The organism is Legionella sp. PC997 (assembly GCF_014109825.1).
GTDB lineage: Bacteria > Pseudomonadota > Gammaproteobacteria > Legionellales > Legionellaceae > Legionella.
On record NZ_CP059576.1, the window covers coordinates 1,915,688 to 1,927,980 of the forward strand.

Here is a 12,293-nt window from a genome sequence, read left to right on the forward strand (position 1 = left end):
AACACTCCAACGATTTTTTCAATGATCGATTTTATTATCTTTGATTATAATTATAGCACTACGGTTGATTTATGCCCTTAATGTGGTTTGGGCAAGCAAAGATGTCAAGATTAAGAAGTAAAATACAATAAAACAAAATGTTAGGAGAAGGTAATGAAACAACATGCGCAAGGATTTTTGAAACTAGTAGCTGAGTCTAAAAAACGTATTACCGAAATAACACCTAAAACACTAAAAGAAAAAATTGAGCGGCAAGAACCGCTGCATCTTATAGATGTGCGTGAGTCTAATGAATGGGATACTGGACATATTCCTACAGCAATTCACTTAAGTAAGGGCATTATCGAACGAGATATTGAAAAGAAAATTCCAGATTTGAACGCTCCAGTCCTTGTTTATTGTAGTGGGGGATTTCGAAGTGCCTTAGTAGCAGACAACTTACAAAAAATGGGTTATTCCAATATCTTATCGTTAGAAACCGGACTACAAGGCTGGCTTGATGATGGATATTCGTTACAAAAATAGACGGCGTGGAGCTATCAAATAGGAAATACCAAAAATCCATCGCTTAACCGAGTAATAAGAGGTTAAGCGTTTCAAAGATAAATTCTACTGAGTCAATCGCTTAAAATTGATAATATATTCGTTGTTCCAATGCCAATTTCTTTCCTGATTTGTGGTAATGACCAAGGACTGAACTTTCTTAGCATCTAATTCGTTATTTCTTTTATAAAGCATCGAGAATTCGGCAGTATTTTCAATAAGAGGCGAAATAAGGAACATTGATTTCGCCATATTAGCCACAAGACGATATTGTTTGGTGCGACCATTGTTAAGATTCATAGTAATGTGCAATTGTTGCGGTTTAAAGATAATGGTCGCTAATGTTCCCCAAAGAGTAGGAGTTAGCTTAATTTCAGCAAATAATAAATCGCTTTCTGGTAGTTGGACTTTTTCACCAAGCAAATGAGATTCTTTTTTTAACACAATAACTTCTTTTGAATATTCATATTTCTTTTTTCTAAGAAATAGAAAATTATTATTGTAATGAATAGGTTGATAATTCAACAGCAATAAAGGCCAACTTGCACCATCTTCCAAAGAGGGAACTCGTTGATCTATAGGTTCAATTTTAAAAATAATATTATCAGGCTTATACTTCCCCTGAAGATGTTTTTTATTATTACTTGCCAAACTTGCATTAAAAACAGAATAGCTCTGAAAAGTTGGCCGAGGTGCCCATGTATTCTGTGAGGATAATAGATAAGCTTGATCGTATGAGTAAATATCCGTAGTGCCTTGTAAAATGGGGAAAGCCGCTTGCTCACGTATGAAATTCATACTAAATGAAAAATTTTTTTCGAGCCAGGAGAAATCCTGAATTCTGTTCTGTAACCCATGCCAGGCAGAGGAAGAAGTAGAGATAAAGTTATTCCGGATGGATATGTGAGTATACTGGCTATTGATGTAATACCAAGTGTTCAATGAAAAAATGATGAGCAGATAACTGATCCAGGTATTTAAAATCAGAGTTAAAAGTAACGCTGCAAGCAAAATGGAGGTTCCCGGGATAAATGCATGACCAAGATGACGAGTAAAACCGGTTTTAAAAGAAACAAACAAAAAAATAAAATACATGCTTAACAAAAATATTTTTGTAGAAAAGGGTATCTGTTTGTTCCACGAAATGGTTAACAATATTAATAGGCAAGTAAGCACATATAGAATGACTTCATTCATATTACCATTAGATGACATGGCCTCAGTAAATCCGGATGCTATGAAAAGTGAACTGGTGAGGTAATCAGGTAATGTAAGTAGAGATTGTCCCGCGACCAACCAAAATAAAATAATTGATATTGAAGGAGAAATAAGACAAATTAGTGCAATTTTTTTTTCTTTATAAGCAAGAAAAAAAATGAAATAAAGAAAAAGTATAAGTAAGCAAATAATTAACATGGACCCTTTTACTAAGGCCAGTAGCCCAAATGGAGCGAAGAGAAGAAAAGCAAGTAATAGACGATGCTTATGTTCCAAATAGATGATTTTGAAACTGCATAATCCTGCAAGTAGTGGATAAGAAAAAAACAAAGAATCCCGCGAATAAATCATCCCTAGAAATGGTACGCAATAAATTAAAGTCCAATACCATCTCTTTTTTTGCATTAAAAAAAATAAACAAACCCAGTACATGAGTGCGAGGTAAAAACATCCTAAAATCATCATGAGATCAGTTGCTGGATGATAGGCTTTTGTATACAGAGACGAATAGGGGCCTAGGGTAAATATTATTTCCTTACCAAAAGCCAACCCCTGAGCGACTGCTTGGTTTAGTCCCAGTGCCCATGAAGTATCGATCCCCGAAGCAGGCATTTTGGGAGAAAAGGGCACAAAAGCAATTATTAGAATAAGTAACAATAAGAACTGACTTAAAAAATCAAAGGGCTTATGCGCTTGTGTAAGCAGTCTCCTTGATATATTCCTCACTATAGGCATCCATAATCTTATTTTTTGGTAGTTTAGCTTGGGTGGTATAAGGGAACAATACTTTTCAAATTTGTAGCTTTCTTTGTGGCAGTTTTCATGCGAATTATAGAATCAGGAGATCCTTTGTTGAAAACTCGTATGGATGACCTAAGTGTGCACTATAGATACTTCATACAACAAATGACTCAATTGCGTTGAAGGAATAAGGTTAGTTTGAGTTCTTGCTTCATGACATTTTTGGTTTTGCAGCTGAATGTTCTTCCTCAAGCCGAGTAGGAGTCAGCGATTCTTCTAATTTGTAGGTTCTTTTTATTGCCGTAGCCTCAACAATTGCTGCACTTGTAGCCACTTCTAGGTCTAAAGGGGATAGTGTCAGAAATCTTTGCAACCTGTTTAAGGCTTGCGAAAAACTAGTTATTTGTCCATTACTTGCTTCTTCTAATGTTTTTCCTTGATACGCATTATTGAGCATGGGGGTAGAGTATTGCTCTAGTCTTTTTGCAACACTCATTGCTTGAAATGCTAGAAGCGATAAATTCCATCCAACTAAGTTCGTTTCGTTTTGATATTGAAGTAATTCTTGATAAACATTTGCTAAAAGTAAGTACCCTGCAGATAAATAATATTTTGCAGCAAGTTGGGCATAAAAAATTATCTTTTCTGCAATCTTTTCATCAAATTTATAGTGTAATAGCTCTAGCCCTCCCTTGCATAACGCATTTAAGGCAAAAAAACATCCATAAAGACCAGAGGCCGCCAAAAACTCCTCCGCATTGTCATATAATTCTTGTGTGTGCTCCATCTCTTTAAAAATTTTTTTAAAATTTTCATAAAGATAAAGACCTTTTAGTAGATCAAAACATGAAGAAATCGTAGGCATGGGTTGATATTCGTGCACAGCCTCATAGTTTATAGAAGCATTTTCTTTTGGATTAACACCACAAAGACGCCACATGTCCTCCCAGTGAGATTTTAATTCAGGGGCTTTACATATTGCATCAATTTCAGGATTATTCATCGCAAGTTTGAATAACAATTCATGATCTGCTTCTGCGATTATTTGATAAAAAAAATCGGGATCCAATCGTTTTTTTAGGCTTAATAACTTGGTCTGCTGGTAATTTTCTTGATCATTTAACTCAAGAAATTTAGCTAATAGCATGTTGATTCCAATTGAGTTGTTAAAAGAGCATACAAAATATTTACTATTTTTTACCGCATAAGAAAGAACATAAGACTCTTAGGTTCTTATCTCTGCAATTAATTGTACACCCTGTTCCTCTTTTTCTATAGTGTCCTTAGATGTTTTCTTTGCATGAACAGAGGATACGAGAACATCTGCATCTTTTGATGTTCTTTGTGGGCCAAGCCAGGATAAAAGTTTTTGTTTCGATTGGGTTGGAACAGGTTTACTGTCTGTTTTTAATGCTAGATGTCCATGTCCTTTTATTTCAATGATTTCATCTAACTGATGTTTCTTTAAAAGTGCTAAAATCATTGAGTGGGAAGCCCCACACGTACTTGTTTTTCTTGCTTCTAACAAATCCTCTACAAAACAGGCAGCCACTTTTGGTTCAACACCGGATTTTTCTAAGTATTTAATAACTAAATATTGACTGTCCATGTTGGCATTAATACTATTTGGATGGAGACCACACCAAAAATTATAACTCTTGATTTGCGCTCGGGAAGGGGGCATTGATCCTGGACCTACATCACCACCAATGTTTTCGGATTTAAGCCATTTCCAGGTTGCATCCATATATTCCTTTTCTCGTACTGCCATAGCTGCTGCGCCAAAGAAAAATACTTTTTTATCCGCTGAGCATACATGAAGAACCATATTATTTTTATCATAAACAAGTGATACATCGGCCTCGATTTCCTTGCAAATATTTCTCATACGATTATCATCTTGACCAACAGAGTAAATAAGTTGATCACATTCAATAGTGAATGCTTTTGTTTTTTTCTGAGCAGCGGAGCTTTCAGTTGTAAAGGTTAATAATAAGCTTCCATTAATTTGCTGTTCAATTTTGATTAATTCGGCTTGTATTAAATCTCCACGGGATTTTGCTGTGCCTAATGCAGTCGTAGCTAGTTTTCCTGTTCCCGCTTTATCAAATTGCTTTGCAATCCAGATAACAGAGTTTTGTTGATTTGTTTTATTAAACTCCATATTTTCAGTGCGTTTATCATGACCAAAAAAACCCTTCCTGTAGCAGGCAGCGGCGGTTCCCCCACCTCCGTAGATCACTAATTTTCTTGGTGCTTTAACTCGTTCCTCTGTATCCGTTAAAATAAATTGATTACCATCGACAATCGGTGTGAATCCTTTCTTAGAATCAAATTTGTTTAAATGATTGAACTCATCCGATGAGAGTAATGAGCCAGAAATGATATTTCGTGCAGGACCCAGGCCTGTGCATATGTTGAGTTCATTTGCATAGATCTTCTTAGTTCCATTAGGCGTCTCTACTATCACACGATATTCATGATCTGAGGATTGCCAATCATTTAAATGATTACTTCTTTTTTCAATTTTTGATACAAATGCACGTAACAGAGGAGCTTCAGTAAAACCAAGATTCACTTGATTTGCTTGATAGACATGTCGACCATTTGCATGAGGATTTTTTCGATAATACTCTGTAGATAAATAGATGGAGGGATTTTCTTTACATGTTGTTCGCTCAAGGATGCTATAAGGTTGGGCAAGCGTATAATTATGTCTCCAACTACCAGAATCTTCACCTATCATTAAAACTGGCGGAAGATCACCCTTAGCTAAGAGTGTTTGGCTGGTCCCATGATGTGCTTTATATTGTTCAAGCCAAAGGGTAGTTCCCGTATCACCCGAACCGATTATTATCTGTGGAACTACAGCAAACTCCTTATTAGTTAACACACTTAAAATCTCGTTAGAAATTTGCTGGACATTTTCCTGAGCCATTTCTAGACGATCATAACCTTTTGTTACTTTAGTTAAATCATCTTCAACTAGCGTCTCAACAGAGGATTTTTTTGTTGTTCCAACTGATATTCTTGTTTTTTCCGCGCCAATAAACTGATCTATGAGTTCTTCTTTTAGTGTAATGTTATATGCATAGATATTATTGTAAGTTTTAATTGCTTTTTTGAGTATTTGAATGCATTGTTCCGGGGTGTAGGTTTCTTTGAAAATTTGTGGATTTTTGCGAATTTGTTCAATAAGTTGAGCAAAATGGGTAATTAAATCTTGAGTAGTACGAATTAAATTATGATTTAACAAAACACAAATAGAGTTTATTTCACTTTGTCTAATGTCTTTAGGAAGGGAGCTTTTACCCATATATTACCTCTTGGATCTGCCCATTACACGAACACATGGTCTGTAATTTTACCAATTAAATCTTAAGAGAATATTAATCAAACAGAATGGTTATTCATTTTTCTTTGGAAAAAGGGGATTTTTGAGAAGAGATTTGAAAAATATTGGCATTTAAAACTTAACTTAAATAAGATAACACTAAATTCCGAGGGTGGTTTTTGTAAATGTCACGAACTGAACGATTATTAGACTTAATTCAGATATTAAGACGGCATCGGTTCCCAGTACGTGGTGTAACGCTTGCCCAAGAGTTAGGGATTAGTCTTCGAACTTTGTATCGAGATATTTCGATGCTTAAAGGACAAGGGGCTGAAATTGAAGGCGAAGCAGGTATGGGGTATATGTTGCGCCCAGGATTTACTCTTCCTCCACTTATGTTTACCCCAGAAGAAATTGAAGCTATAGTTCTTGGTTCACGATGGGTAGCGGATCGAACAGACACTCAACTCAAATTTGCTGCACAAAATGCACTAGCTAAAATTGCAGCGGTATTGCCTAATGAATTACGAGAACAACTAGAAATATCTGGACTTCTTATTGCTCCAGGCATAGTTGCCGAAAGTAAAGATTCTGATTTAATTTTAATTAGAAAAGCAATTCGTTTGGAAAGAAAACTACAACTGCTCTATCGAGATGTAAATGAACATTCATCAAAGCGGCTTATCTGGCCATTAGCACTGGGTTTTTTTGATCAAGTTCGTATTCTTATTGCGTGGTGCGAACTAAGGCAGGATTTTCGACACTTTAGAACAGATCGTATTATTGAATTAAATCTAACAGAAATGGGTTATCCTGAACGTCGCCAACTGCTTTTAAAAAAATGGAAGGCAACTTTTGCAACAAATAAATCCAAGTAAATAAAATTAATTTTATGAAAATTAGTGTGTTGATTTATTTTTCTTTAAGAATACGTTAAAACTATTCTAATAATCCAATATTGAGTTGCTATTTTATGCTTGAAGCATTTAAACACGAGTTCCATCATATTAGTATTCCACCTTTTCTGTATGGTACAGCTTGGAAAGAAGAGCGAAGCCAAGAGCTTACTTTTCAGGCATTAAAAAACGGATTTACTGGAATTGATACAGCAAACCAACGCATGCACTATTTTGAAGAAGGAGTAGGGCTTGGAGTTCAGCAATTTTTAAAAGCCAGTGGAAAACAACGCAATGAGTTATTCTTGCAAACAAAATTCACACCCGCCCATGGTCAAGATGAGCGCAAGCCTTTTGACGAAACCGATTCATATAAAGAGCAAGTGATACAATCATTTGCAAGCTCACTAGAACACTTACAAACTGATTACCTTGATTCATACATTCTTCATGGTCCCTCTTATAATTCGGGGATTGTTCAAGACGATCTAGATATTTGGAACGCAATGGAGGATTTATATCATGAAGGAAAAATCAAATTACTTGGTATTTCAAATGTGAATTTAGATCAACTAGATGCCCTTTATCATGCTGCACGGGTAAAACCTGCTTTCGTTCAAAATCGTTGTTTTGCCAGTACGCAATGGGATTTAGCAATTCGATTATTTTGTAAAAATCATGGAATAATTTATCAGGGATTTTCTTTGCTCACAGCAAACCAAACTTATTTAATCACTAATATTATGCATCAGCTTGTGAAACATTATAAAAAATCGATACCACAAATTATTTTTCGATTCGCATTGCAAATTGGGATGGTTCCCTTAACTGGAACTAGCAGTGAACAGCATATGAGAGAAGATTTGGATCTGGACTCATTTGAACTTACAGCAGACACAATAAAACTTATCGAAGAAATAAGTATGAAATAACTGTGCTCTACTGACAAAAACTGTCATCAGCTTCAATTATATTGGTAACTATTGTTGCTGCTATGCAGCTGTGTGGTTTCAAATTAAGAGAGAACTGGTTATGAAAGACATTACACCCCAGCTTGTTAAAAGCGAGTCATTTACTGTTATGGGATTAAGTGAGCGAACCCGCAATTTCGACGAATTTAATCCTCAAACTGCAAAACTTCCAGAACTTTGGCACAGATTTTATGCGTCAAAAATTCCAACACAAAAATCTCATGTACCGATTTATGGAGTCTATTCAGATTATGAATCAGATTGTAATGGCTTTTATACTGTCACTGCAGGAGTCGAACTTGATAATTCGGCAATAATAAATCATTTTAATACCACCAGAGTAAATAAAGGGAATTATCTTGTTTTTAAAAACACAGGTCCTATGCCAAAAGCAATTATCGAAACCTGGCAAGCAATCTGGGCTTATTTTGAAACCCAATCCAATATTATCAGAACGTATGAGACGGATTTTGAAGTGTATGAGAGGCAAGATCAATGTGCTATCTTCATTGGCGTTAAAACCTAAGGGAACCTCACCTTTTTAATAAATTTCAATCTCACTGCAGCTTGTCCTCGAAATCCGGAGCATCTTGAAAGGATTAAAATTCTGATTAGGAGGGGAGTTGTTTGTTGATCCAGGCAAGAATATAGTGCTTAGAAAGCATTGAAGGTCTGAAGGGATTCAAAAATTAATAGGTTTAATTTATAAATGATTTAGCTCCTTGGTGCAGTGAAATAAATTATTTGGTAATTTCCACTACACCAACTTTACTTAATTTACTATGCAATTGTTCTAATAATCCCACCATCCACACGAATACTCGCTCCATTGGTAGCAGAGGATAATGGACTGCATAAGAATACAACCATATTGGCGATTTCTTCAGGGGAGGCAAATCGCTTGATTAGCGAGGTTGGTCTTAAATCTTCAAAAATATCTTTCTCAATTTGTTTTGTTGATTTATTTTGCTGTTTACCAAGATCGTTTACAAATTGGCTAATACCCTCGCTACTGGTCGGTCCAGGAAGAACTGCATTAACAGTTACATTAGTTCCTTTTGTCGTCTCAGCCATTCCACGAGCAATGGCAAGCTGTGCTGTTTTACTCATGCCATAATGCACCATCTCGGGCGGAATTTGGACACCTGATTCACTTGAAATAAATATGATTCTGCCCCAATTTTGCTCTAACATCGGAACCAAGTAATGACGACTTAAACGAACACCACTCATTACATTGACTTCAAACATATGCAACCATTCTTCATCGGAAATATCCACAAAGGGCTTTGTGTTATAAATACCAACATTATTGACCAGAATATCTACTGTGGGAATTTGTTTAAGTAATGTCTCTGTTTCTTTTTTTAGACTTAAATCAGAAGGCGCGGCAATTAAGTTGGCTTCGGGGTTATGCGTTTTTATTTGTTGCATTGCCTCAGTGACCCTATTCTTAGTTCGCCCATTAATTACAACAGTTGCGCCTTCATGAGCTAATAGTTCCGCGATTGCAAACCCTATACCTGCAGTGGAGCCGGTAACTAACGCTGTTTTGCCTTTAAGTTTTAGATTCATGATTTATTTCCCTGAAATTTCGATTGAAATGAATAAATACCTATTCCATGTTTAAGAAAGCTTAACAAATATATTTTAATTGTTAATCTTTTTTATAAATAATTATTTAAGGAGATTGTATTTAAAGGAAAGATATTAGCTACATTCCACATTTGAATTCGCACCGCTCAAGGTAGAGTCCTCATTAGGGTCTTTTTGATCATCTTTTTGATTACCTTTCATTTTCATCTCTTCCAGTTGATTTTTCATCACTGATTGCAACGTTTTTCGTGCAGAAAGATCCCACCCAGTATTAAATGTAGCCCAACCTCGGGATGTCAGATCAGATTTTATGTCTATTTTTCCAAAAGAGGCCATAGACAATGCACCTAAAACTATATCTGTTACTGTTCCAGCAAAGATTTTTAATAAACCTCTTAAAACTGTTAATTGTGGAAAGCTTATTTCAAGCTTATCATAAAGTTTTTGGTATCGGTCGATGTTTTCAGGCTTTTGGGTGTCAGGACTGAGCGACATTGACGTAGTGCTTACAGCGGTTTCCAACAACACACGTCTTCCACTAACACCCAATTTTGTTTGCTGATCTATTTCTTCTAAAATCATTTTTCCTTGGGTAAGGGCTTTTATTTTAGGAGAGTTTTGTTCAGTTCGAAGGTGTTCTTCTATTTCTACCAAACCTTCTCCTAACCGTTGTTTTAGCAAACTTTCGACGCGCTCATGGGGGCAATTATAGTCCCTCCATTCTATAAGCCATGCCTTATCGGAATTATTTTTAAGGTCGTTATAGTGTGCATTAACATAAGCATCAACAGCGTTCCAGATAAGCTTTCTATGATGATTCATACCACGACCTTTAACCATGGTGGGCGCGGCATGTAATGCTTCTTCGAACTCTTCCCTACTCATTGGTTTGTTTCCTACTTCCTTTTTCTGTTCGGAATCAGTTAAGTTAAAAGATTTCACTAGGTTATAATAAGCAGAGGCTACTCCACCTCGATCAATTGCATCTTTACAACTGAAGTTAATACTTTTGGGGTTTAGAGATTCTATGATGTGGTTTGGTAGTTGATATTTAACAAAATGGAACCAGACTGCCTGCCGTTCAGCTTCAGTTAATTCAGTTTTCTCTGAATAACCTAAAGCCTTAAAGCTCTCATCAAGTAGTCCTTTTAAAACTTTGGCTTCAGTTTCGTGGGTATACTTGCCTCCATCCTTAAATATTTTTCTGCGAATTCGCTCACTGATGTGAAAGTCTTTTATTTTCATCAGTCCAGGAGGGGTGTGGTCTGAGCTTGCAATCATGCTCTTGGCTTGATCATCTGTAAGATGTATTAAGTCCGAGTCTTGTTCCTTTATTTCTTTTAGATTTTTCTCAAATTGAGCAATGTTTTCTATGGGTACCTCTTTAGATTCCCCATCTGCATTAATATAGTACAGCGTTTTAATTTTATCATCGCTACAATATATATAACTTCCTTGAAATTGAGTGAGGTCTTCAGGTAATTTGTTCCTCAAATGGAGATCATATCCTTTAGATTCTTGTGCAATCCGTAAAAAATCTTCAATTACATTTTTTGAGTTATATTTTGTTGTGGTATCTGCATACGCTTTTTGCCACATCAACCCCTTATCTGCAGGAAGGGTAATGACAGCTACATTTTTATATCCAGATATGGTTCCGTCTTCCTTTTGGTGTAGTTCAAGTGCTTCTAGCTTTTGAGTTAATTCCTTTTCCTTTGTTCCTTCCAGACCGGTTCTATCACGACCTAAAAGGTTGAAATAAATATGAGTTATTCTATCTTCATCTATCTCTCCATGATCGGCACTCTTTTCTAGAGCGTTGGTTCCTTCTGCTTGGTTGGGAGCTTGTTTTCCTGTTGCATTCAAGCGTGCCTCGCGTTCTTTTTTTGCTTGTTCTACCCTGGCTTCCTCTCTTTCGGCTTCAATTTTTAAAAACCGTTTGAATAATGGGCTTATGCGAACCTTACCTTCGTGACGTTGTCCCTGAGTACCAAAACGGTATTCTATAGGGCCATTAACATTGTAGCGATAATGTCTGATTGTTGACAAACTGGTTCCATGTTGTGGATGGTATTCCTTAGCCATCATGGCGGTAACCCGACCAACTGCAGAGCCCTCATATGCTGGTGAGTGGGATTTTTTATTGATAGGAGTTTCTTTATCGCTTACATAATTTGAAATGGATTTTTCAATGCTTGATGAACTTGGATTCTGTTTTAGGGTTATTTCTCTAATATTGCCAAAAGTATCTTCCAAAATATGATTATCATTTGCATAAAGAGAAAAAATAAATTCATCTAATGCATCGATCTCATCTTCTATTCGCTTTGCCTTTTCCTTCAAATCCCCTATTGGTTTTATAGAAGGTAAAACTCCCATATTTCCAACATATGCTTTTTGTAACGAATAAGGAAGGTATTTGGGATCAACTCGGATAGTTTCTAGATATACTGCAAGTCGCTCGCGGTCAAGTAGCAAAGCTGCCCGGGGTTTATCAAAAATATTTTTAATATTATCTTCAAGATAATCAAAAAATTCGGTGTATAAATCAGCATATGGGTAGCTGGAGTCATAGGGAAGGTGACCTCCGTTGGAGGTAATCAATGTTTCAATTTGCGTAGGTTTAAGATTGAATTGCTTCAAACCCTTACCATTCATCTGTTGTAGGTTCTGATCAAATAAATCAAAATCCTCAATTTGTACTGACTCAGATGTACCATCTGATTTAATAAAATATAATTTTTTACTCTCTTGATCAGTGCAATATATATAGCTACCTGTATAGTTCGTTAAATCTTGAGGTAGTTGGGACATTACATTGAACTGGGGTTCTTGTAATGACGAGATGCTGTTAATAACATTTTCTGGAAGTAATTTTAAATCAATAACAGCACGAGGTAACTTCACGTGCCTCAAATAGCTAAAACAGTTTTTATTATGTAGTTTATCACTGGTTAATTTAATTTCTTCTTTTGAACCAGACATAACATTCTC

The 12,293-nt window shown here is 35.9% G+C and carries 9 protein-coding genes; 4 read left to right on the forward strand and 5 right to left on the reverse strand.

The window, feature by feature from the left end:
• Positions 1 to 153 precede the first annotated feature (153 nt).
• On the forward strand, positions 154 to 525 hold the full coding sequence (locus tag HBNCFIEN_RS08170) for a rhodanese-like domain-containing protein (RefSeq protein WP_182390625.1): 372 nt from the start codon (positions 154 to 156) through the stop codon (positions 523 to 525).
• 84 nt (positions 526 to 609) lie between these two features.
• Here the strand turns inward: HBNCFIEN_RS08170 and HBNCFIEN_RS08175 are convergent, their stop codons facing one another.
• The 3 genes from HBNCFIEN_RS08175 to HBNCFIEN_RS08185 form a co-directional block, all read right to left on the reverse strand.
• Positions 610 to 2,496 carry a hypothetical protein gene (locus tag HBNCFIEN_RS08175; protein WP_182390626.1) on the reverse strand — a complete coding sequence of 629 codons (1,887 nt, stop codon included), beginning with the start codon at positions 2,494 to 2,496 and terminating at the stop codon, positions 610 to 612.
• A 217-nt stretch (positions 2,497 to 2,713) separates the two neighbouring features.
• Positions 2,714 to 3,649: a DUF5630 domain-containing protein gene (locus HBNCFIEN_RS08180; protein ID WP_182390627.1), complete on the reverse strand. Its 936-nt coding sequence runs from the start codon at positions 3,647 to 3,649 to the stop codon at positions 2,714 to 2,716.
• Between the two features lie 78 nt (positions 3,650 to 3,727).
• A complete protein-coding gene (locus HBNCFIEN_RS08185) occupies positions 3,728 to 5,818 on the reverse strand; it encodes a hypothetical protein (protein ID WP_182390628.1) in 2,091 nt (696 codons plus the stop codon).
• A 203-nt stretch (positions 5,819 to 6,021) separates the two neighbouring features.
• Here HBNCFIEN_RS08185 and HBNCFIEN_RS08190 point away from each other — a divergent pair, with 203 nt between their 5' ends.
• The 3 genes from HBNCFIEN_RS08190 to HBNCFIEN_RS08200 all read left to right on the forward strand — a co-directional run bounded on the left by HBNCFIEN_RS08190 (position 6,022) and on the right by HBNCFIEN_RS08200 (position 8,229).
• Positions 6,022 to 6,714 (forward strand): YafY family protein, encoded by a 693-nt coding sequence (locus HBNCFIEN_RS08190; protein ID WP_182390629.1) that lies wholly within the window; start codon positions 6,022 to 6,024, stop codon positions 6,712 to 6,714.
• 95 nt (positions 6,715 to 6,809) lie between these two features.
• The gene (locus HBNCFIEN_RS08195) at positions 6,810 to 7,664 is read left to right on the forward strand and encodes an aldo/keto reductase (protein WP_182390630.1); all 855 of its coding nucleotides are present in this window, start codon (positions 6,810 to 6,812) and stop codon (positions 7,662 to 7,664) included.
• A 100-nt stretch (positions 7,665 to 7,764) separates the two neighbouring features.
• A complete protein-coding gene (locus tag HBNCFIEN_RS08200; RefSeq protein WP_182390631.1) occupies positions 7,765 to 8,229 on the forward strand; it encodes a GyrI-like domain-containing protein in 465 nt (154 codons plus the stop codon).
• A 254-nt stretch (positions 8,230 to 8,483) separates the two neighbouring features.
• Here HBNCFIEN_RS08200 and HBNCFIEN_RS08205 read toward each other — a convergent pair whose 3' ends face one another.
• Both HBNCFIEN_RS08205 and HBNCFIEN_RS08210 read right to left on the reverse strand, forming a co-directional pair.
• On the reverse strand, positions 8,484 to 9,278 hold the full coding sequence (locus HBNCFIEN_RS08205; protein WP_182390632.1) for an SDR family NAD(P)-dependent oxidoreductase: 795 nt from the start codon (positions 9,276 to 9,278) through the stop codon (positions 8,484 to 8,486).
• A gap of 135 nt (positions 9,279 to 9,413) precedes the next feature.
• Positions 9,414 to 12,284 (reverse strand): hypothetical protein, encoded by a 2,871-nt coding sequence (locus HBNCFIEN_RS08210; protein ID WP_182390633.1) that lies wholly within the window; start codon positions 12,282 to 12,284, stop codon positions 9,414 to 9,416.
• Between the last annotated feature and the right edge of the window lie 9 nt (positions 12,285 to 12,293).